The sequence below is a fragment of the Bifidobacterium pseudolongum subsp. globosum genome (assembly GCF_000741295.1).
In the GTDB taxonomy this organism is placed as follows: Bacteria; Actinomycetota; Actinomycetes; order Actinomycetales; family Bifidobacteriaceae; genus Bifidobacterium; species Bifidobacterium globosum.
Genome location: NZ_JGZG01000005.1, coordinates 319,993 through 340,225, shown reverse-complemented (window position 1 = coordinate 340,225; position 20,233 = coordinate 319,993). Strand labels below are relative to the sequence as shown.

Here is a 20,233-nt window from a genome sequence, read left to right as displayed (position 1 = left end):
CACGCTCGCCATCAGCCGATATCCACCATCATGCAGATCCAACGGCCCCGTTTGCGCTCGAACACCAAGCCTCCCACATGGGTCTGCGCGCCGACGCGCATACCCAACGAGATGTCGAGTTTGCATTCGCTTGTCAATACCCCATTGAGCCAGACGAACTCAACTGGCGGGTAGATGTGCCGCTTGTGCAGCACTGCGAGTTCCTCCATGTAGTCGGAAAGCAGCGAACGCATGTATTCGAGCCGTTCGATGCATTCCGGCTCCGCGAATTTCGCGAGGATTCGGCTCGGCTGGCGCCTGCGCAGGATCTCGACGGCCACGCAGGTCACACGGCACACGTGCATGACGAGTTCGTGGACTTGTTCCGCGTTGAATGTACGCGACAGACACGATACAACACGGTAGCGCGCGGGCTCCGAAGACGATTGCAGTGGAATCACGCCGTCGAACGACGGCAGCATCTCCGGCCTTCGCATCATGAACGGGGTGACCGGTTCGAGTTCCTCTATCTTCTGTTCGGTCATTATCCTCCTTTGCTGTTTGTGGTGGCATATCGCCGTGGACCGGTCGGGTCGCATTACGCCCAACCGTGCCCAATTATTGCAACCACAGACTGCGCCAACAGGGGGAATACAATAAGCTTTACAAATTATTCCTATTTTCTACACATATTGTTGACGAAAGAAAATGTATAGTATAAATATCCAATGTTTCACAATTTCGATATATATACCTGCTACACGCCCCGGTTCGCCCCCGCCGCATATACGCGTGTGGGCCGCCATCCCATAGGGAACGGCGGCCCACACGGTCCAATGCGCAGGAAGACCCGGTCACTGCCCGGTCGGCGTCACCACCACATCACAACGCTGGAAGTTCTTCACGTCGACATATCCCGTCGACGCCATGGCGCGGCGCAGCGCACCGATGAAATTCGTCTTGCCGTCGGCCAGATGGCTCGGCCCATAGAGGATTTCCTCGAGTGTGCCGACAGTGCCCACGGTCGTGCGCATGCCGCGCGGCAGGCTTGCATGGCGCGCTTCGGCGCCCCAGTGGGTGCCGTGCCCTGGCGCCTCTGTGGCGCGGGCGAGCGGGGCGCCGAGCATCGCGGCGTCGGCGCCCATGGCCAACGCCGTCACGAAACTGCCGGAATCGCCCATGCCGCCGTCGGCGATGACCTGCACGTAGCGTCCCCCGGATTCGTCCATGTAGTCACGGCGCGCTTCGGCCACGTCGGAGATGGCGGTGGCGAGCGGCACGTGCACGCCGATCGTGTTGCGATTGGCGGAGACGGCCGCTCCGCCGAAGCCCACGAGCACGCCCGCCGCGCCGGCGCGCATGAGGTGCAGCGCGGCGGTGTAGTTGGCGGCGCCGCCGACGATGACGGGCACGTCGAGGTCGTAGATGAATTTCTTCAGATTGAGCGGCTCATGGTCGGTGGAGACGTGTTCGGCGGAGACGGACGTGCCGCGGATCACGAACAAATCCACGCCCGCGTTGAGCACGGTCGAATAGTACTGCTGGGTGCGCTGCGGCGAAAGCGAGCCGGCGACGGTGACGCCGGCGTCGCGGATCTCGTGCAGGCGCGCTGCGATGAGCTCCGGTTTGATCGGCTCGGCATATGCCTGCTGCATGTACGCGGTGGCCTCGTCGATCGGCAGTTCGGCGATTTTGGTCAGAATCGGCTCGGGGTCGTCGTAACGGGTCCACAAGCCCTCAAGGTCGAGCACGCCGAGCGTGCCGAGCTTGCCCATCGCAATCGCCGTGCTCGGGCTGGTGACCGAATCCATCGGTGCGCCGATCACCGGGATGTCGAATTCGTAGGCGTCCACCTGCCACGCGGTCGACACATCCTGTGGGTCGCGCGTACGGCGCGACGGCACAATCGAGATGTCGTCGAGCCCGTATGCGATGCGGCCTTTTTTTCCGAGGCCGATTTCAATTTCCTGAGACATGGCTCCAAGGCTAATGCCCCGCCGTGACACGGCGCGGGCCACGGTGCACCACGTGTTTTTGGACATTGTGCACGACCGGAAACATGGATGCGTTATGCATATGGGGAATCTGTTGGACGCATCAGCACTCATGGAGGAAAGCAGCCCATGGCCAAAATCAAGGTCGAAGGAACCATCGTCGAACTCGACGGCGACGAGATGACCCGCGTCATCTGGAAAGACATCAAGGACCGACTGATCCTGCCGTATCTGGACGTGAATCTTGACTATTACGATCTGGGCATCGAAAACCGCGACGCCACCGACGACCAAGTGACGATCGACGCGGCTGAGGCCATCAAGCGCGAGCATGTGGGCGTCAAATGCGCCACGATCACCCCGGACGAAGCGCGCGTCGAGGAGTTCGGCCTCAAGAAGATGTGGAAATCCCCCAACGGCACCATCCGCAACATCCTGGGCGGCACGATCTTCCGCGAACCGATCGTGATTTCGAACATCCCACGCCTGGTGCCGGGATGGACCAAACCGATCGTGGTGGCCCGCCACGCCTTTGGCGACCAGTACAAGGCGACCGATTTCAAGGTGCCGGGCCCCGGTTCGCTCACCGTCACGTTCACGCCCGAGGATGGCTCGGCGCCGATCGAGCACCTCGTGTTCAACTACCCCGGCAGCGGCGTGGCACAAGTGCAGTACAACCTCGATGAGTCGATCCGTGGATTCGCGCGCGCATGCTTCAACTACGGCCTCATGCGCGGCTACCCCGTGTACCTGTCCACGAAGAACACGATCCTCAAGGCATACGACGGCGAGTTCAAGGACATCTTCGCCGAGGTGTTCGACACCGAATACAAGACGCGTTTCGAGCAGGAGGGCCTGACGTACGAGCACCGCCTGATCGACGACATGGTGGCCAGCTCGCTCAAGTGGCACGGCGGTTATGTGTGGGCATGCAAGAACTACGACGGCGATGTGCAGTCCGACACCGTGGCCCAAGGCTTCGGATCGCTCGGCCTGATGACCTCTGTGCTGATGACGCCGGACGGCCAGACGGTCGAGGCCGAGGCCGCACACGGCACGGTGACGCGCCATTATCGCCGTTGGCAGAAGGGCGAAAAGACCTCGACGAACCCGATCGCCTCGATCTACGCGTGGACCGGCGGCCTCAAGCACCGTGCGAAGCTCGACGGCACCCCAGCGGTGGCCGACTTCGCCGAAACCCTTGAGCAGACCATCATCTCGACCGTGGAGGGCGGCCAGATGACCAAGGACCTCGCGATGCTCATCGCCCCCGACCACGAGTGGCTCGATACGGAGGGATTCATGGACGCGCTCGACACGAACCTGCGCCGCGCGCTGCAGGAACGCTGACGCAATCCCGACCCATAGGGCCCGCCGACCATGAAAGGAGGCGGGCCCTATGCCATATGTCGGGTACAATCGGCGGTGCACATGCACACGTTCGACTTGACAAGGCGGTTGTATGGTGGGTATCCACAGCAGCTCAACGGCACGACGACTCTTGGCGGCAACGGCATGCCTATGCATGGCGTTGCCGCTCGCCGCCTGCGGGTCGGGAGCCAGCCCCGCCCCCACGAGCACCACAACCGTGGCCGGAGAGACAAGGCTCACGGGGTCGGTGGCGCTGTTCCTGCCGAACGACGGATTCACCGTCTCGCAGGATGTGCCGCTCAATTCCTGGCATGACTTCGCCGACGCCACCAAGGATTCGCTTGAGGACCGCGGGTTCGAGGCGGACCATATGCAGACCCACGCCGATTCCGACTTGGAACGGCAAAGCCACCGCATTCAGGATTATGTCGTCGATGCGCTCGACGGCTCCACGGACGGCTCAAGCGCCGACCCCGAAGCGCAGTCCACGACGCTCGTTGTCGCCCCGGCCGCACCGATGACCGACACGGTGAAACGCTACGGCGACTACGTCACACAATCACTCGCCGAAGAAAACGCCACTGATGAATCGTTGGATGAATCCCTCAGCCGCATGACGCGCGCGCTCGGATTGGCGCAGAAGGCAGGCATGCACGTTGTGGTGATTGCCACCCCCCTGCCAGGGTTCACCCCGGACGCCTTTGTGAGCCTGTGCTCGGCCCGCGAGATAGGGCGCCTGCAGGCGCGCCAACTCGTCAGCAAACTGCAGTTGGACAGCGCAAGCCGGTACAACCCCAAGTACATCGAGATCCTGCTGCCTTATGACGCGGACTCCGACTATCCGCAGCTCGACGAGGCATTCGCACGCGAGGCGTTCAGTGGGGTATGGGAGGTCATTGGGTCGTATTTCCGCTCGGGCGTGGTGCTCAGCCCGTCGATGAGGACGACCGCATCCACGACGGTGCAGGATTGGCGTGACGTGACCATCAAGGCCACCGATGCCGACAGCATCGAGACGGAGTTCCGGCAACGGCTGGGCCGGCCGGCCAATGGCCAAGGGCATGTGCGCATCGACGGTGTGATCGCGATGAATGATTATGTGGCCAACGGCGTGGTCAAGGGCCTCACCGCACTCAAGTACACCGGGTCCGCCGCCGATGTCAACCCGTCGATCACCATCGGCGACATCGTCGGCAACATCGCGGGCAGGCAGGACCTGCAGAAAAACCGCGTGCCCGACCCCAAGCGCGCCCCCTCGCTCAGCACACCCGAGGGGGTGCGTCAGGAGAACCAGAAGGCGCAGAACCGCTGGCCCATCGTCACCGGCTTCGGCGCGTATATCAGTGCCATGCCCAACATCGTGAACGGCAAGCAATGGGCGACCGGCCTCGTCGACCGTGTCGCGAGCGCCGCCGACCTTGCGCGGATCTGTGCGGCCTTCGCCCAAGGTGATTCCCTTGACGGTCTGGACTTCGTCAGTGTGCAGGACCTCTATGGCCAGAACGTGCCGACGATGAGCCTGCCGTTGCTCTCGGTGAGCGCGGGCAATATGAAGACCGAGCTCATCGACCCGGGGTACATCACGCTCGCCGAAGCCGGACTGTGATTCTTACGCCACGGGTACAAGCCGGATCGATTGCGGGGTGAGCCACCGCTCGGGGTCTTCATAGGCTCCTTTGCCCAGCTTGATGCCCCAATGCACGCATGCGTCGTCGCAGTGGTCGCTGCCGCCGGCGACTTTGGCGAACGGTTTGCCGCGCAGCACCGGCGTGCCGACTGGTAGTGCAGTCTGCGCCGGTTCGAATGTGAGTGTAAATGACCGTACGCGGATGCTCACCGTCGATTTGCCGGCGACGGTGCCTGCGTGGCTGATGATGCCGGTGGCGGGCGCGACGAGCTCATCCCCTTTCTGTGCGCGGATGTCGATGCCGCGGTGCCCGGCCATCCACGCTTGGTACGGCCCGTCGAATCGCGCGATAATCTCACTGCCTTGCACCGGCATCACCATGCCGGCTGTACACGATTCGCCCGCCTGTGCGCTGATGGCGGCCTTCCCCCACGGATAGGCCGCCATCAGCGCACTGCAGAGCGCGAATGCTGCGGCACGGCGCATCATTCCTTCGCGGTGCGCGATTCCCGCGCGGATCAGCCTCCGCCTTCTGCGGATGCGCGCGATGTGCTCTTCTCTTGATTTCGGTGTCATGGTCTCGTCCTTTCTGTGCCGATGCCGTGGATGGGCACAGTATGCACCGTCACGCATCCGTGTGCCAATGCGGAAGGGGTGATGTGGTCGGACGGTCTGTCATCGGCGTGTCGGATTCGGTGTGCGTGTTATTCCAAGGCGTCTAGTACATCGTCGATGAGGAGCCGTTCGTGTGGCGCGTCACTGGTGAGGCGCGGGAAGCGGCGCAGTGCGTTTGTGGGGTCGGCTCCTGCGGCGCGCGCCACGTTGGATTTGCTGACCCCGTGCGCAACGGCTTTCTCCGCGAGGCGGTCGACGAGCGAATCGGCCACTTGCCGCAGCTGTTCGGCGACCCATACCTGCGCGACTTCGGCCGACATGCCGTAGTCCTCTTCGAGTTCCACCGATGCTTCCTGCACCGCAGCCCACAGCACCATGAACGGGCGCCGGTAATAGGAGACCTGTTCTTCCATGGATTCGGCATGGAGCTGCTCAAGCGCCTTCCTGTCGATGCCGTTGGCACTCATACGCACCTCTTTCCCACATAGGCCGCACACGTGGCGGGACGACGACACTGCCGGCGCACGCCATATCGCATGATTGTTCTTCGGCCATCATACGCAAGATTGATTGTCCACTTTGCGGCCTCATTTTCTTTCTTTCGGAAAGTATTGATATGTTGGAGCTTGCGGTGCGCACATGGAGGCGCAACCCGCATCTGGCACAACGAAAAGGAGCCACCATGGACCTCGCACACCAACTGTTCGCCCAGCTTCAGGAACTGCCACAAGTCGAGGCGATCGCACTCGGCGGATCACGGGCATCGGGCCTACACGACGCCCGTTCCGACTACGACGTGTATCTCTACTGCACCGCACCGATTGACGAAGAGGCGCGCAGGGCATTGCTCGCCCGCTATTGCACGGTCATGGAGATCGGCAACCACTACTGGGAGCACGAAGACAACTGCACGTTCCGCGACGGTGTGGATCTGGACCTGCTGCACCGCGACCTGGATGGGTTCGCGGCCGACGTGCGCCGCGTGGTCGAAGGGCACGAGGCCTCACTGGGCTATACAACGTGCATGTGGCACAATCTACGCACTTGCAAGGTGGTGTTCGACCGCCACAGCCGCCTCGAGGCCCTCCAACGGCGCTTCGATGTGCCGTACCCGGACGCGCTGCGCGACGCAATCATCCACGCCAACATGCCCTTGCTCCACGGCGCACTGCCGGCATACGACGCGCAGATCCATAAAGCCGCCTCCCGTGGCGACCTGGTGAGCGTCAATCACCGCGTGGCCGCATTCCTCGCTTCGTATTTCGACGTGCTGTTCGCGATCAATGGCATGACGCATCCGGGCGAAAAGCGGCAGCTGGGCATCGCCGAACGCGATTGCCGCGTGTTGCCGGAGGATTTCCGTTCCAGTTTCGACACACTGTTCGCATCGATGTTCACCGACACCGCGAAGCTCGACAGCACCATCGCACAGCTGGCGCGCAATCTGTCCCGTTGCGTGGAACAGGCAGCCTCGTAAAGCTGGACAGGCATACAAAAAAGCCGCCCGAAGGCGGCTTGGTGGCTCCTGCGACTGGGCTTGAACCAGTGACCGTCCGATTAACAGTCGGATGCTCTGCCAACTGAGCTACGCAGGAATACTGCACGCCGAATCACTTCAGCGCAACGAAAAGACAATATACATGCTTCATGCATACAAAGCAAATCGGCGTGTCGCAACGGGCTCCATGCGCGTTGCGACACGCCGACCGCTCCTCTCTTCCTGTCGACCTTGACGACCCGTCCCCATTAGGGTGGATGAGGCTCCTCCACTACACTCCCTCAGGGCTGGCTGTGCCTGCCGATCGCTGTCATACCAGCCGATGCTCCACAGGTCCGGTCGATGGATCCCACTCTACCGCCTGCGCATCCACGGGCGGCCGCGGAATCGCAAACCCATACAATTCCTTCGAATATCCGCACAACCCACGCATGTTCACTCATATCGCGATATGCAAAAAAGCCGCCCGGAGGCGGCTTGGTGGCTCCTGCGACTGGGCTTGAACCAGTGACCGTCCGATTAACAGTCGGATGCTCTGCCAACTGAGCTACGCAGGAATACTGCACGCCGAATCACTTCAGCGCACAAGAAAAATAGTATACACGCAAATCCAATGAATGCAACTCGGCGTGTCCCACCGCGTCTTACATGGAGATTCGGGTAAGGGGCATCGCCGAATCAATCGGGAAATCCAACGGTGACGGGTGCACACCGGCTTCCACAAGGTTCACACCGAGCATGGCGACCATGGCGCCGTTGTCGGTGCACAGCGCGCGCTCGGGCAAGCGCACATCCACACCGTGCCGTTCCCCTTGCTCGAGCAGCGCCACACGCAATTGCGAGTTCGCGGAGAACCCGCCGCCGACGATGAGCGTGTCCGAACCGTACTGTTCACACCCCCGCATCGCCTTCGTGGCGAGCACATCGGCCACCGATGCGGCGAGCGAGGCGCACACGTCGTCGACCGGCACCGCTTCACCCGCGGCTTGACGTTGTTCGATCCACCGCGCCACGGCTGTCTTGACGCCTGAGAAACTGAAATCGTAAGGGTGGCGTTTGCCGGCGTTGCCTTGGGTCAGCCCCTGCGGCACACGGATCGCATGGGGGTCGCCCCGGCGCGCGTGCTCATCGATGTGCGGGCCGCCCGGATAGGGGAAACCAAGCAGTCGTGCCACCTTGTCGAAGCATTCGCCCGCGGCGTCGTCGAGCGTGGTGCCCACCACGTCGATATGCCGTGCGATGTCATCGGCATGCAGCAATGACGTATGGCCGCCGGAGACGATGAGCGCCATCGTGTTGGCGGGTAGCGCACCGAACTGCAACTGTGTGACAGCCACATGACCGATGACGTGGTTGACGCCGTAGATGGGTTTGCCGGCCGCCCATGCGAGCGCCTTGGCGCCGGAGACGCCGACGGCGAGGCATCCGGCCAGCCCTGGTCCGGCGGAGACCGCAATGGCGTCGATGTCGGCCAGGTCGAGACCGGCGTCGGAGAGTGCTTTGCTTACGACCGGGGTGAAGGCCTGGGCGTGGGCGCGTGAGGCGATTTCGGGGATGACGCCGCCGTAGCGTGCGTGTTCGTCCATGGATGAGGCGACGACGTTGGATCGCAGGGTGTGTCCGGTGACGACGGCGGCTGCAGTTTCGTCGCATGTTGATTCGATGCCGAGGATGGTTGGTTGGCTCATGGTGGCTCCGTGTGGTGGTCAGGCGTGGGTGGGTTGGAATCCGATGGTACGGGGGTTGAGGTCGAGGCTCATGGTGTACGCGTCTATGCCTTCGGGCTGGTAGTAGCGTTTGCGCAGGCCGAGGCGCGTGAATCCGTTGTTGGCGTAGAGGGCGAGTGCCGGCGTGTTGTCGACGCGCACTTCAAGGAGGATGCGTTCGGCGTGGTCGGCGTTGGCCTGGTCGATGATCTGTCGGAGGAGTGCCTGGCCGATGCCGTGGTGTTGGTGTTGTGGCGCCACCCCTATGGTCATGATCTGGGTGTCGTAGCCGTCGAACCAAGTGCCGGCGTATCCGCGTATGGCGGGAATGCCGGTGGTGGTTGCGGGGTCGATGTCGGCCCAGTAGGCGCGTGCCGGCGCGTTGAGTTCCTGACGGATGGCGTTGGGGCTCCATGCGCTGGGGCCGAAGAGTTGGGATTCGAGTTGGCTGATCTGCGTGATGGCCTGGTCTTGGTCGAGGGTGGCGAGGTCGACGATCATGCGGCGTCCTTGGTGGCTGGCGCGTGGTTGAGGACGTGTTTGAGTGGGTTGGGTACGCTGACGTCTGGGCGGCGCAGGTAGAGGGGCTCGACGGGTTGCGCGGTGGTGCGGTTCTCGGCGAGGTGAGCGAAGAGAGCGAGCCCGGTGGCGCCGAGGTCGAGCGCGGTGAGGTCGAGGATGGCGCCGGGGTTGTGCAGGGCGGCCCAGTGTTGCGTGTAGGTGTGGGCGCCGTGGCCCATGATGTCGATGGTGTATTGGGTGCCAGGGTGGTGCTGTTGGAGGTCTCGTATGGCGTGGTTGACGCGTATGGCGATGTGCTCGGGGTAGTCGATGTCCATGGGAATCACTGTGGTTGGTGCGCCGCTGGTGTGGCTGTAGAGCGCGAAGTAGAGCTGTTTGCGGCGCGCGTCGTTGACGGCGAGGGTGAGGGGTGTGCATGTGGCGGTCGCGTCGATGGCTGCCATGGCCTGCGCTGGCAACAGCGTGGTGATTCGGGGGTTGTGGCGGCGTGCGGCGTCCATGGCCGCGGCGCAGGGTTCGAGGTCGTCTTGGCCGAGCAGCTCGGCTCCGGTGGCGAAGGCGATGGCCCGTGCGGTGACGATTCCGGCGCGCAGGCCGGTGAAGGGCGCCGGACCGGTGCCGACGACGATGCGGTCCAGATCCTGCGGGGTGATGCCGGCTTGCGCGCAGGCGGCGGCGATGTCCACTTGGAGGCGTTCGACGTGGGTGCGTGAGTTCTGTTCCTGGATGGGTTCGTGGCCGACGATGCCGACCGTGGATCCGTATGCGGTGTCGATGACGAGTGTGTGCATGGTGGGTTCCCTGCGGTTGTGTAACTGGTGTGGTTGGTTGCTGGTGGCGGGTGGGGCGTTACGCCTGCCGCTCCCCCGTGACTGGCATGTCGGGAAGATCGTGCATGAACCGGTCCCAGTAGGGGCCGATGGGCGTGAGCGTGACGATGCGTTCGCCCGCGCTTGTGGGTTCCACGGCGATGTCCGCCGCCGTAGCATCTGGCGCCGTTGCGCGGAAGGGCCGGTCGATATGCACTTCGAGTCGTTCGTCGGCGAGCGCCGCGGCCATTTGCTCGCCCCATTCCATGAGGATGACGGTATGGGTGCCGGGTTCTTCGAGTTCCTCATCGAGGCCGAGGCTTTCGAGTTCGTCGAGGAGGCGGTTCACGCTGTCTTGCCCGGGCGCGTAGTCGGTGCCGCCGAGCCGGTAGGCGTCCACATGGATCAGGTGTGCGGGCGTGCCATCGGCGAAGTGGCCGTCGAGTTCGCGGGCGATGGTGAAGGTGGGCGAGACGATTGGCTCGTCAATGCCCAGCCCGGCGCCGAATCCCTGGGCGAAGGTGGTTTTGCCGGCGCCCAATGGCCCCGACAGGAGGATGACTTCTCCCCCGTGCATGTGGTTGGCGAGATGGGCGCCCAATGCGCGCATGTCGGTGGCGGTTGCAGCGGTGATGGTGGTGTGCATGCGGTGTCCTTATGCGATGCCTTTGCGGCTGATGAGTTCGATGACGTGTTCGAGTGCGTAGATGGGGTCCGAACCGTTGGTTTTGCATTGTTCGTCCGCCCATGCGAGCTGGCTGAAGCATTGCGCCATGCCCGCGGATGTCCATCCGGGCAGCTGTTTGGACGCGTTGCGCAGCATCCATGGCGCCATGTTCGATTCGGCTTGTGTGATGGTTCCGGCGCGTACGGCCGAGGCTTTGGCCATGGAGCGCAGTTTCATCGCGAGCGCGCCGATGAGCGCGATGGGTTCGGTGCCTTGGCTGATGGCGGAGCGCATCATGATGACGGCTTGGGCGCCATGGCCGGCGAGCGCCTGGTCGGCCATGGCGAATCCGGTGACCTGAGGGTCGGATATCAGGTATTGGTTGACTTGGCTCAGGGTGATGGGGTTGGTGTCGAAGTCGAAGCAGAGCTGTTCGATCATGGCGGCGAGTTCGCCCGGGCGTTCGCCGAGCACGCTGGCGAGCTGTTGGGCTGCTTGTGGTTCCACGGTGCGGCCGCGTTGTTCGAAGCCTTGGAGGGTGAAGTTGAGGCGTGCCTGTGGTTTGTCAAGTTTGGGGATGTCCTCGAGGACAGCGTGCAGGCGGGTGAGGCTGTCGATCAGCCGTTTGCCTTTGGCTGACCCGTTGTGGCTGACGATGACGAGGGAGCCGTCGGCTTCGCCGTGGGGGTTGCGGCAATGGTCGGTGATGGCTTGCGCGAGTGGTTCGTCGCAGTCTTCGGCGTGGTTGACGATGACGGCGGCGCTGGGGCTGAGCAGCGAGGGGCTTGTGGCTTCCTCGAAATCGTATCGGTTGCTGTCTTTGGCTTCCAGTTCGATCAATTCGCTGTCCGCGTGGGCGTCAAGCCATTGACGGGCGTGGCGCCGTGCGGCGAGGCGGTTGAGGTATTCGTCGCCGCCGCGGATGATGACGCAGCGGGGTGTGTGGTGTGCTGCCATATGTTCAATGTCGCCGTATCGTTGGACAATCCGCATGCGTGTTCACTCCTTGCTGTGGCTCCATGGTATGTCCATGAGCATGGTGGCCGTCTGCCGCCACCACCGGCGTGCAGCGTCCACTGGATGCATGGCGTGCAGCCTCCCGCGCCGGCCCCGGCGGCGGACCAGGAGGATGATGGCGTGCAGGTGGTGCAGTGCGATGAGCAGGGCAGTGCCGACGGTGAGCGCGCCGAGCATGAGCAGCATACCCGGGGCCCCTTGCGCCCACGGGATGCATCCATCGTCCGCCGTGCCGAACAGGCCGGCCGCCACAGCGATTGGACGTGTGCACCATGAGGCGACCGTGGCGAACATGGGGGCGACTGGCGGGCACACTGTGGCGCAGAGGCAGGCGAGCAGACCGGTGATGGTGGCCAGATCGGTGAACGGCGCCACCATGAGGTTCGCCGGGATGGACCAGAGGGGCACCTGCGGGCTGATGAGGATCTGTACCGGCAGGGTGAACACCTGCGCGCTCACCGTCATTGCGAGCGCCTGCGCGGCGCCACGTGGCATCCACCGTGCACACCATGCCTGGATGCGTGGCATCATCATGGCAATGCCGCACACAGCGGAGCATGACAGGGCGAAGCCGAAGTTCGCGGCGCGCGTGGGGTCGGTCAACAACGCGAACATGGTGGTCCAGCACAGCGCGTGCATCGTCTGGCACGGGCGTTTGCACAGTGCATAGCCGACGGCGAACACGCTCATGGCCAGTGCGCGCGTGACCGACTGCCCGGGCACGAGCAGCATTGTCAATATTCCGGCGGTGGCGAGGCGTAGCATGGCGAGCACCCCACGCGGCAGGCGCGCCAAGGCGCCGATGATGGTGCACAGGCGTGCGATGAGCGCGTAGTGGCCGCCCGACACGGCCATGACGTGCATGATGCCCGCTTGCTTGCAACGCTCTTCCAGTTGGCGTGTGTAGGTCTCGTCGACGCTGGCGCCGGTGGGGATGTCCTGTCCGAGCAGGCCGAGGGTGACGCCAGGCACGAGCACACGGCCCTGGTCGTCCAAGCGGGCGGTGACGGCGAAGAAACGTGCGCGGAGTGTTTCGACGCCATGCCACCATGGGGGCGCCGCCCCATGTAAGGTGGCCGTGTGCGCGGTGAGGATGATGCGGGTCGTGTCCCAGGCGGCGCGCCGTGCGGCGCCACGCACGGTGTAGCGCGCGCCTTGTTCGATCATGGCGCACACGCGCCCGCTCGCCTGCAGTGTCGCTGATGCGTGCGCGGACTGTTGCACGCCGTCCAACACCGCTTGTTCGACCGTCACGTCGACGGCACAATCGGCCTCGCGGTCATTGGCGCGCAGGGCGGGTGCGGTGGTGCGCACACGGTAGATGCCCAGGGCCACTCCCTGTGCGCTCGCCGCATACACCGGGTCGGCGGCGCGCATGGCCGTGTGGGTCACAGCGGCCATGGCGCCGAGCAGCAGGCCTGCGAGTGCGAGCATCAGGACGGTCGCGGCGCGGCGTGCGAAGGCGGCATGGTTGCGGGTCACATGCGCCATCCATGCCGCGAGCGCCATGCCACCCACCGAGCACACGAGGACGGCCGCCACCGTGATCAGGGTGCGCGTGTTGTGGGGCTGCATGAGCGGTGCGGCGGCGAGCGCGGCCGTCCACATGCCTGCGGCCGCCGGCAGCAGACGCATGTCACGGCCGCCGTGTTCCCGGTCCGTCCATGGTGCGCGCATCTTACCGCACCCCCACGTAGGGCCGGATCTTCTCGAGGGTTTTCGCGCCGATGCCCTGTACGTTGAGCAATTCGTCGACGCTCGTGAACCGGCCTGCGCTGGCGCGGTATGCGATGATGTTGGCGGCGGTGACCGGGCCGATGCCTTTGATGCTTTCGAGCTGCGCCAGGCTGGCGGTGTTGAGGTCGACCGGCGTGAACGTGGGTGCGGTCGTGGTGGACTCGGCCACGGTGGATTCAGCCGGGGCGTCCGGCGAGGCTCTAGCGGGTTCGGACGCGGCTGGGGCGGATTGCGGCGCCTGGGCGGCAGGTGCGCCCGTTGCCGCGCTGGCCGCCGGGGTGCCGGTCTGCTCGTGGGCGAGGTTCATCGACTGTTGGATGAGCAGTGTCAATGAGGTGGCGAGGGCGATGACGAGCACGCCGATGATGATGAGCGCATGCACTGGTTCGACACTCACCCGCGGCCGGTCACGTTCCGCCTCCTGTTCGGCCGCCTCTTGGGGGCGCACGGCGGCCAATGCGCGCAATGTGCACGCGGCGGCCGTCTGCTGGGTGTCCTCATCAGGCGATGGCGCGGTGGGCGGCGGACTGTCCTGCGGCGGCATGGCGCCGCCATCCCCGTGCGGCCGACCATGCGGCTGTGCACAGCCGCTCGGCCGTGGCGGCAAGGGCACGTCCATCCACGCCGGCCGTTCGCGCTCGCGGGTGTCGAGGCGCGTGGAAGCTAACCGGCCGCCACGGGACGGTTTCGATGATGCGATATGACAGGTGCCCATGGATTCACTGTGCGTGGGTCCATGGGCACCTGTCCAATACGACGGGCCGGTGTGGTCGGACGACCCGCCCATCCACACCGGCCCGGAGCGAACATTCGCCGCAGGCGATCACTGCCCTGGCACGATCGACACGATCTTGGGGGCCTTCACGATCACCTTGCGCGGCGGCACACCTCCCAGACGCGAGGCAACCGCTTCCAATGCCATGCGTTCGAGCTCATCAGGGTCGATGTCCGGGCTCACCTCGAGCTTGGCGCGCACCTTGCCCTTGATCTGCACCACGGCGGTCACACTGTCTTGGCCCACATAGCGCTCATCGGCCTGCGGCCACGGATGATGCGCGAGGGACGTGTCATGGCCAAGCCGGCTCCACAGTTCCTCCGCGATGTGCGGGGCGATCGGGGCGAGCATGAGCACAAGCGGCTCCACGGCGGCGCGGGGCGCACGCTCCATGCCGGTCAGGTGGTTGTTGAGCACGATGAGCTTGGCGATGGCCGTATTGGGGCGCATCCCCTCCATCTCAGCCGTCACGTCGGCGATCGTGTTGTTGAGCAGCTTGAGGGTCTTCGCATCCAACGCCTCGTCGCTCACCACTGTCTGGCCGGTGTGCTCGTCGACCACATTGCGCCACAGGCGCTGCAGGAACCGCATACCGCCCACCACGTTGCGCGTGTTCCACGGGCGTGACTCGTCGAGCGGGCCCATGCTCATCTCATAGAGGCGGAACGTGTCGGCGCCATAATGGTCGTACATGTAATCCGGCGTCACGATGTTCTTCAGGCTCTTGCCCATCTTGCCGAACTCACGGTTGACCCGCTGGCCACGCCACGTGAACGTCGGTTCGCCGGACGCGTCCGGCTCCCCTTCCTCCACCTCGTCGGCCGGCACATATTGGCCGCGGTCGTCGGTGTACGCATACGCCTGGATCATGCCTTGGTTGAACAGCTTGTGGAACGGTTCGAACGAATCCACATACCCGAGGTCGAACAGCACCTTGTGCCAGAAGCGCGAATACAGCAGGTGCAGCACGGCATGCTCCACGCCGCCGATATACAGGTCCACACCGCCGGCCTCACCGGCCGTGGCATTGTGCTTGGGGCCCATCCAGTAATCGTATTCGTCGCGTTCCACCATGTGCCGCTCGTCATGCGGGTCGAGATAGCGCATGTAATACCAGCACGAACCGGCCCAGTTCGGCATCGTGTTCGTGTCACGGTGGTAGGTCTTCGGACCGTCGCCCAGGTCAAGCGTCACATCCACCCATTCCGCGTTGCGACTCAACGGCGCCTCCGGGTTCGACTGCGCATCGTCGGGGTCGAAGGTCTTGGGGCTGTAATCGGGCACGTCGGGCAGGTTGATCGGCAGCATGCTGTCAGGCACCAGATGCGGCACACCCTCATCGTCATATACTACCGGGAACGGTTCGCCCCAGTAGCGTTGGCGGCTGAACAGCCAGTCACGCAGACGGTAGCTCGTGGTGCCGTGGCCCACCTGAGCCTCTTCAAGCCACGCGGTGACCGCACGCACCGCGTCATCCACACGCATGCCGTCGATGCTCAACGCGTCGCCACGCTTCCATGTGGCGTCCACCGACGAGTTGATCACCACGCCGTCATGCGAGACGAACGGCGCCTTGCCCTCATAGTCGGACAGTGTCTCGCCGCTGTCCGGCAGCGGCTGCACGGTGTAGATGACCGGCAGGCCGAACTTGACGGCGAAATCATAATCACGCTGGTCGCCGCCCGGCACCGCCATGATCGCGCCGGTGCCGTAATCCATCAGCACATAGTCCGCGGTGAACACCGGCAGCTGCACGCCCGTGATCGGATTGGTGGCATACAGGCCGGTGAACAGGCCCGTCTTCTCACCGGCGTCGTCCACACGGTCCTTCGCCGTCTTGGCGGCCGCGGCCGCACGGTAGTCGGCGACGGCCTCGCGCGGCGAACCATAGCCGCCCGTCCATGCTTCAGGTGTGCCATCGGGCCACTGCTCCGGCACATCGGCGAGCAGCGGGTGTTCCGGGGACACGACGCAGAACGTCGTGCCGAACAGCGTGTCGGGGCGCGTCGTGTAGATCTCCATCGTGCGCTCGCCCTGCGGCGTGGCCACCGTGAAGTCCACCGACGCGCCGTGCGATTCGCCGATCCAGTTGCGCTGCATGAGCTTGACCTTCTCCGGCCAGTCGATTGCGTTGAGGTCCTCGATCAGACGGTGGCCGTATGCGGTGATGCGCATCGACCATTGCCGCAGCTCGCGCTGGAACACCGGGAAATTGCCACGTTCGGAACGGCCTTCGGCCGTGACCTCCTCGTTGGCGAGCACCGTGCCCAGACCGGGGCACCAGTTGACCGGCGACTTGGAGATGTAGGCGAGGCGGTATTCGTTGAGCACGTCCGAACGCTCGGCCTCACTGAGCGCGTCCCACGCCTGGCCCTCATGGCCGTCGATCGGGCGTTCGCCCGAACGGAACTGCTCCACGAGTTCGCCGATCGGCCGGGCGCACCCCATCGAACCGCTCGGATTGCGTTTGTCCGGGTCGTACCACGAGTCGAAGATGCGCGAGAAGATCCACTGCGTCCAGCGCACATACCCCGGTTCGATCGTGGCGAACGAACGGCGGTCGTCGAAGCTCAGGCCCATGCGGCGCAACTGGCGGCGCATGTTGGCGATGTTCTGTTCGGTCGTGACGCGCGGATGCTGGCCGGTCTGCACGGCGAACTGCTCGGCGGGCAGGCCGAACGCGTCATAGCCCATCGCATGCAGCACGTTCTCACCCTTCATGCGGTGGTAGCGGCTCACCACATCGGTGGCCAGATAGCCGAGCGGATGCCCCACGTGCAAGCCTTTGCCCGACGGGTACGGGAACATGTCCATCGCGAAGAACGACGTGCGTCCGTCCGCATGGCGGCCCTCGCCGTCGGTGAGGCTGCCGCTGACATTCGCGGCCCAGAACGTGCCCTGGCCCTCCCAGGTGTCCTGCCATTTCTCTTCAATCTGCTGCGCCATGGCGGCGTTATAGCGGAACCGTGCGGTTTCCGGCTCATTGACTGGGCTGTGCGCGCCCGACTGGTTGTCACTCATAGGCAACGATTATCACCATGTAACTGGACACGGCGTGCGTCATTGCTTGGCTTCGACGAGCCGGGGAGGGTTGGAGCCCGTGTCCACGCGGTACCCCACGCTCGATTGCAGGCCGTCGGCCGCCTGCCGCCACGAGCCGTCCGCGACCATCTGACGCAATGCCGCATCGATCTGCGCGACCAGCTTTGGTTGGCCCGAGCGCACGCCCACGCCGAACCGCGCGCTGCCGTACGAGTCGCCGAGCACAGCGAGGTAAGCGCTGCCGCCTTGGTCGCGCAATCCGTACAGGATCGGTTCGGGGCCGACCACCGCGTCGGATTGGCCTGCGAGCAACGATGAGACGCACTGCTGGTAGGTGTCGCGTTCCTCGACGCTGACCGAGCCCACCTGCGCGCGCAATGCCTGTCCGGAATCGCTGCCCTGCACGATGCACGCGGTGCGCCCCGCGAGGTCGCCGGCACCGGCGACCTCGCGCTCGCTGTCATCGTGGTCGCGCACCAGCAGGCCTTGTGACGTGTTGAGGTACGGGCCGGCATAGTCGATCTGCGTGCCGTCGGCTTCCTGGCCGCCGTATGAGCCCACGACGAGGTCCACAGTGCCGTCGGCGAGCCGTTGCGCGCGCTCGTCGAGCGGCACGTTGCGGAACACGATCTGCTTGTTGGCATAGCCGAGCACCTTGGCCACATACTGCGCCACCTGCACGCTGAAGCCCGAATAGGCACCGTTGTGGTACCAGCTCATGCCCGGTTCGTCGAGGGCCACACCGATCGACAGCACAGGGCCGTCGGCCTGACCGGGCACGCTCACCTCGATGGATGTGCCGCAGCCCGCCACGCCGGCGAGCGCCAGCGTGCACAGGGCCGCGCCGATGGTGTGTCGTGTGCTCATCATGGCCTCACTTGAATAGTCGAGAACGGGTCAGGAACCACAGTACGGCCAGCGACAGCGCGATGGCCAACACGATGATGACGAGGAACCCCCATCGTGAATCGGTGAATGGCATGCCGAGCATCCCCTGTTGGAAGTTCATGCCATACATCGAGAAGATGAGTGTGGGGATGGACAGCGTGATCGAGATGATCGTGAAGATACGCATCACGTTGCTCAGGTTGTTCGACACGACCGACGAGAACGCGTCGGTCATGTTCGCGAGGACGCCACTGTAGATGTTGGCCATTTCGATGGCCTGCTTGTTTTCGGTGATGACGTCGTCGAGCAGGTCCTCGTCCTCGGGGTATTGCTTGATGCGCGACAGCGTGGTGAGTTTCTCCATCACGATTTCGTTGGACTTGAGCGATGTGTTGAAATAGACGAGCGTCTTGCTCAGTTCGAGCAGCATGAGGATCTCGCGGTTCTGCATCGAATGGCGCAGGTGCAGTTCGAGCTTGTCGGTCTCGCCGTCGATGATGCGCAGGTAGCGCAGGTACATGGTGGCGTTGCGGTAGAGGATCTGCAGGATGAACCGCGAGCGCATGAACGTGTTGAATCCGCGGATGGTGCCCTCCATGAACGGATGGAGCACGGGGGTATCCTGCATGCAGACGGTGATGATGAGTGTTTTGGTGACGATGATCGACAATGGGATCGTCTCATACCAGTTGCGGCCGGCGCGCTCACCCACGGTGGGGATGTCGACGATGATCATCGTGTAGTCGTCTTCAACGTCGACGCGCGAGCGTTCCTCGTCGTCGAGCGGGGCACGCAGGTCGGCGAGGTCGACGCCGGTCTCCTGTGAGACGGTCGTGAGTTCCACGTCAGTGGGGTCGGACAGTGCGAGCCACGATCCGCTTTCGGGTTTGTCGATCTGTTCGATCTGGCCGTTTACCGTGCTGAACATGCGTAACATGGGATTTCACCTGCCTCTCGGTCGACGCCGTGCGGTGCATGACGGGCGTGTGCGTCACGGACGGCGGCATGGCGCCGGTTCGCGCGCGAAAAACCTCACCCAGCTTAGTCGCAACGGTGCGACAGGGGCGCCCGTGTTACGCTTTGGCGCCTTTGACCGGCTTCCATACCCCCATGTCGGGGTTGCGCAATGCCGCGGGTCCGTTTTCCCAGTCGCCGGCTGCGGCGATGGCGGGGCCTTGGTTGAATTCGGTGAGCACCCAATGCGTGCCTGTCGCGTCGGCGCTGACGCCCATCGTGGACCAGAACGCGTTGCGGATGCCGTCGAGTGTGTTGAGGTTGTCCATGTCCATGTCGAGCAGCGTGCCGATGGTGGCGGCGATCCATGAACCGTGGGAGACGACGAACAGGGTTGTGGGCGTGGGGTCCTGGGCATGGGTGCGCACGTAGTCGGCGATCGTCGTGGCGCCGCGCGCCCCGAGGTCGGTGCGGCTTTCGACGCCGTAGTCAAGTTCGCCGCCGGTGTGTGCGGTCCACGAACGGAACCCTTCGGGGAAGCGTTCGCGAATCTCTTCGCGGGTCATGCCTTCCCACTGGCCGAAGCTGCGCTCGCGCAGGCGTGCGTCGAGGTGCACGTCGAGGCCCAGGATGTCGGCGAACGCGTGCGCCGTCTGCTGGGCGCGGAACAGGTCGGAGCTGACCACACGCATCGTACGCCCCGAAGCGGGGGCCTTGCGGTATTCGTCCACATCCATGCGGCGCACGGATGGGTCGGCGCTGTGCGGCAACAGGTCGGGGTGGGTGGCGATGTTGCTCACCTTGGCCCAGTAGAAGCGTTGCGCCAGGCTGTGGGCGCTCTGGTCCACCTGCCATTGGCCGACGATATCGAGCGGGATGTCGATCTGCCCTTGCAATCGCCGTTGGAGGTTGAATCCAGTGCGCCCATGGCGCAGGAAGATGACTTCGTCGATCATGGGTTGTACAGCTCCTTGTTGCTGTGGTTACCGTGCATGGAAGTGGTGGCTCCGCGCCACCATGACATAGGCATGG

18 protein-coding genes and 2 tRNA genes are annotated in these 20,233 nt (G+C 64.1%); 3 read left to right on the top strand and 17 right to left on the bottom strand.

Annotated features, from left to right (window positions below; all coding sequences use genetic code 11):
- Positions 1 to 11: 11 nt before the first annotated feature.
- Both BPSG_RS03645 and BPSG_RS03640 read right to left on the bottom strand, forming a co-directional pair.
- The gene (locus BPSG_RS03645) at positions 12 to 524 is read right to left on the bottom strand and encodes a hypothetical protein (protein ID WP_026643018.1); all 513 of its coding nucleotides are present in this window, start codon (positions 522 to 524) and stop codon (positions 12 to 14) included.
- Positions 525 to 833: 309 nt separating this feature from the next.
- Positions 834 to 1,955 (bottom strand): GuaB3 family IMP dehydrogenase-related protein, encoded by a 1,122-nt coding sequence (locus BPSG_RS03640; RefSeq protein ID WP_026643017.1) that lies wholly within the window; start codon positions 1,953 to 1,955, stop codon positions 834 to 836.
- A gap of 147 nt (positions 1,956 to 2,102) precedes the next feature.
- On the opposite strand from BPSG_RS03640, the gene BPSG_RS03635 reads away from it, so the two are divergent.
- Together BPSG_RS03635 and BPSG_RS03630 are read left to right on the top strand one after the other, a co-directional pair.
- A complete protein-coding gene (locus tag BPSG_RS03635) occupies positions 2,103 to 3,323 on the top strand; it encodes an NADP-dependent isocitrate dehydrogenase (RefSeq protein ID WP_022857456.1) in 1,221 nt (406 codons plus the stop codon).
- Between the two features lie 175 nt (positions 3,324 to 3,498).
- Entirely contained in the window at positions 3,499 to 4,950 is a 1,452-nt protein-coding gene (locus BPSG_RS03630) for a substrate-binding domain-containing protein (protein WP_129867666.1), read from the top strand.
- A 3-nt stretch (positions 4,951 to 4,953) separates the two neighbouring features.
- On the opposite strand, the gene BPSG_RS03625 is transcribed toward BPSG_RS03630, so the two are convergent.
- Positions 4,954 to 5,547: a M23 family metallopeptidase gene (locus tag BPSG_RS03625; RefSeq protein ID WP_129903225.1), complete on the bottom strand. Its 594-nt coding sequence runs from the start codon at positions 5,545 to 5,547 to the stop codon at positions 4,954 to 4,956.
- 128 nt (positions 5,548 to 5,675) lie between these two features.
- On the bottom strand, positions 5,676 to 6,053 hold the full coding sequence (locus BPSG_RS03620) for a hypothetical protein (RefSeq protein WP_026643013.1): 378 nt from the start codon (positions 6,051 to 6,053) through the stop codon (positions 5,676 to 5,678).
- A 215-nt stretch (positions 6,054 to 6,268) separates the two neighbouring features.
- Here BPSG_RS03620 and BPSG_RS03615 point away from each other — a divergent pair, with 215 nt between their 5' ends.
- Positions 6,269 to 7,063: a nucleotidyltransferase domain-containing protein gene (locus BPSG_RS03615; protein ID WP_026643011.1), complete on the top strand. Its 795-nt coding sequence runs from the start codon at positions 6,269 to 6,271 to the stop codon at positions 7,061 to 7,063.
- Positions 7,064 to 7,105: 42 nt separating this feature from the next.
- Here BPSG_RS03615 and BPSG_RS03610 read toward each other — a convergent pair.
- From BPSG_RS03610 to BPSG_RS03550, 13 genes are all read right to left on the bottom strand, one after another.
- A tRNA-Asn gene (locus tag BPSG_RS03610) sits at positions 7,106 to 7,181 on the bottom strand.
- A 384-nt stretch (positions 7,182 to 7,565) separates the two neighbouring features.
- Positions 7,566 to 7,641, bottom strand: a tRNA-Asn gene (locus tag BPSG_RS03605).
- Positions 7,642 to 7,728: 87 nt separating this feature from the next.
- Positions 7,729 to 8,772, bottom strand: a complete 1,044-nt coding sequence (gene tsaD / locus BPSG_RS03600) for a tRNA (adenosine(37)-N6)-threonylcarbamoyltransferase complex transferase subunit TsaD (protein WP_026643257.1) — start codon at positions 8,770 to 8,772, stop codon at positions 7,729 to 7,731.
- 18 nt (positions 8,773 to 8,790) lie between these two features.
- A complete protein-coding gene (gene rimI, locus BPSG_RS03595; protein ID WP_022857450.1) occupies positions 8,791 to 9,291 on the bottom strand; it encodes a ribosomal protein S18-alanine N-acetyltransferase in 501 nt (166 codons plus the stop codon).
- Positions 9,288 to 10,103 (bottom strand): tRNA (adenosine(37)-N6)-threonylcarbamoyltransferase complex dimerization subunit type 1 TsaB, encoded by an 816-nt coding sequence (gene tsaB, locus BPSG_RS03590; RefSeq protein ID WP_026643258.1) that lies wholly within the window; start codon positions 10,101 to 10,103, stop codon positions 9,288 to 9,290. Before tsaB ends, rimI begins: the two co-directional genes overlap by 4 nt.
- Positions 10,104 to 10,161: 58 nt before the next feature.
- Positions 10,162 to 10,767 (bottom strand): tRNA (adenosine(37)-N6)-threonylcarbamoyltransferase complex ATPase subunit type 1 TsaE, encoded by a 606-nt coding sequence (gene tsaE, locus BPSG_RS03585; RefSeq protein ID WP_051591943.1) that lies wholly within the window; start codon positions 10,765 to 10,767, stop codon positions 10,162 to 10,164.
- A gap of 9 nt (positions 10,768 to 10,776) precedes the next feature.
- Positions 10,777 to 11,745, bottom strand: coding sequence for a DNA polymerase III subunit delta (gene holA, locus BPSG_RS03580; RefSeq protein ID WP_026643259.1), 969 nt, complete (start codon positions 11,743 to 11,745; stop codon positions 10,777 to 10,779).
- Positions 11,746 to 11,787: 42 nt separating this feature from the next.
- Positions 11,788 to 13,482 (bottom strand): ComEC/Rec2 family competence protein, encoded by a 1,695-nt coding sequence (locus tag BPSG_RS08285; protein ID WP_051591944.1) that lies wholly within the window; start codon positions 13,480 to 13,482, stop codon positions 11,788 to 11,790.
- Between the two features lies 1 nt (position 13,483).
- Positions 13,484 to 14,086, bottom strand: a complete 603-nt coding sequence (locus BPSG_RS03570; RefSeq protein WP_051591945.1) for a ComEA family DNA-binding protein — start codon at positions 14,084 to 14,086, stop codon at positions 13,484 to 13,486.
- A 279-nt stretch (positions 14,087 to 14,365) separates the two neighbouring features.
- A complete protein-coding gene (gene leuS, locus BPSG_RS03565; RefSeq protein WP_026643261.1) occupies positions 14,366 to 17,338 on the bottom strand; it encodes a leucine--tRNA ligase in 2,973 nt (990 codons plus the stop codon).
- Between the two features lie 39 nt (positions 17,339 to 17,377).
- Positions 17,378 to 18,226 carry a transporter substrate-binding domain-containing protein gene (locus BPSG_RS03560; RefSeq protein ID WP_236822926.1) on the bottom strand — a complete coding sequence of 283 codons (849 nt, stop codon included), beginning with the start codon at positions 18,224 to 18,226 and terminating at the stop codon, positions 17,378 to 17,380.
- A 7-nt stretch (positions 18,227 to 18,233) separates the two neighbouring features.
- Positions 18,234 to 19,184 (bottom strand): magnesium transporter CorA family protein, encoded by a 951-nt coding sequence (locus tag BPSG_RS03555; RefSeq protein WP_026643263.1) that lies wholly within the window; start codon positions 19,182 to 19,184, stop codon positions 18,234 to 18,236.
- A gap of 136 nt (positions 19,185 to 19,320) precedes the next feature.
- Complete coding sequence (locus BPSG_RS03550; RefSeq protein WP_026643264.1) at positions 19,321 to 20,157, bottom strand: histidine phosphatase family protein; 837 nt, start codon at positions 20,155 to 20,157, stop codon at positions 19,321 to 19,323.
- Positions 20,158 to 20,233 lie beyond the last annotated feature (76 nt).

What these genes read in the sequence shown, in the direction of transcription:
- BPSG_RS03645 (WP_026643018.1), bottom strand. Translation starts at nt 524, where the DNA reads ATGACCGAACAGAAGATAGAGGAACTCGAACCGGTCACCCCGTTCATG.
- BPSG_RS03640 (WP_026643017.1), bottom strand. Translation starts at nt 1,955, where the DNA reads ATGTCTCAGGAAATTGAAATCGGCCTCGGAAAAAAAGGCCGCATCGCA.
- BPSG_RS03635 (WP_022857456.1), top strand. Translation starts at nt 2,103, where the DNA reads ATGGCCAAAATCAAGGTCGAAGGAACCATCGTCGAACTCGACGGCGAC.
- BPSG_RS03630 (WP_129867666.1), top strand. Translation starts at nt 3,499, where the DNA reads ATGGCGTTGCCGCTCGCCGCCTGCGGGTCGGGAGCCAGCCCCGCCCCC.
- BPSG_RS03625 (WP_129903225.1), bottom strand. Translation starts at nt 5,547, where the DNA reads ATGACACCGAAATCAAGAGAAGAGCACATCGCGCGCATCCGCAGAAGG.
- BPSG_RS03620 (WP_026643013.1), bottom strand. Translation starts at nt 6,053, where the DNA reads ATGAGTGCCAACGGCATCGACAGGAAGGCGCTTGAGCAGCTCCATGCC.
- BPSG_RS03615 (WP_026643011.1), top strand. Translation starts at nt 6,269, where the DNA reads ATGGACCTCGCACACCAACTGTTCGCCCAGCTTCAGGAACTGCCACAA.
- tsaD (WP_026643257.1), bottom strand. Translation starts at nt 8,772, where the DNA reads ATGAGCCAACCAACCATCCTCGGCATCGAATCAACATGCGACGAAACT.
- rimI (WP_022857450.1), bottom strand. Translation starts at nt 9,291, where the DNA reads ATGATCGTCGACCTCGCCACCCTCGACCAAGACCAGGCCATCACGCAG.
- tsaB (WP_026643258.1), bottom strand. Translation starts at nt 10,103, where the DNA reads ATGCACACACTCGTCATCGACACCGCATACGGATCCACGGTCGGCATC.
- tsaE (WP_051591943.1), bottom strand. Translation starts at nt 10,767, where the DNA reads ATGCACACCACCATCACCGCTGCAACCGCCACCGACATGCGCGCATTG.
- holA (WP_026643259.1), bottom strand. Translation starts at nt 11,745, where the DNA reads ATGGCAGCACACCACACACCCCGCTGCGTCATCATCCGCGGCGGCGAC.
- BPSG_RS08285 (WP_051591944.1), bottom strand. Translation starts at nt 13,482, where the DNA reads ATGCGCGCACCATGGACGGACCGGGAACACGGCGGCCGTGACATGCGT.
- BPSG_RS03570 (WP_051591945.1), bottom strand. Translation starts at nt 14,086, where the DNA reads ATGCCGCCGCAGGACAGTCCGCCGCCCACCGCGCCATCGCCTGATGAG.
- leuS (WP_026643261.1), bottom strand. Translation starts at nt 17,338, where the DNA reads ATGAGTGACAACCAGTCGGGCGCGCACAGCCCAGTCAATGAGCCGGAA.
- BPSG_RS03560 (WP_236822926.1), bottom strand. Translation starts at nt 18,226, where the DNA reads ATGAGCACACGACACACCATCGGCGCGGCCCTGTGCACGCTGGCGCTC.
- BPSG_RS03555 (WP_026643263.1), bottom strand. Translation starts at nt 19,184, where the DNA reads ATGTTACGCATGTTCAGCACGGTAAACGGCCAGATCGAACAGATCGAC.
- BPSG_RS03550 (WP_026643264.1), bottom strand. Translation starts at nt 20,157, where the DNA reads ATGATCGACGAAGTCATCTTCCTGCGCCATGGGCGCACTGGATTCAAC.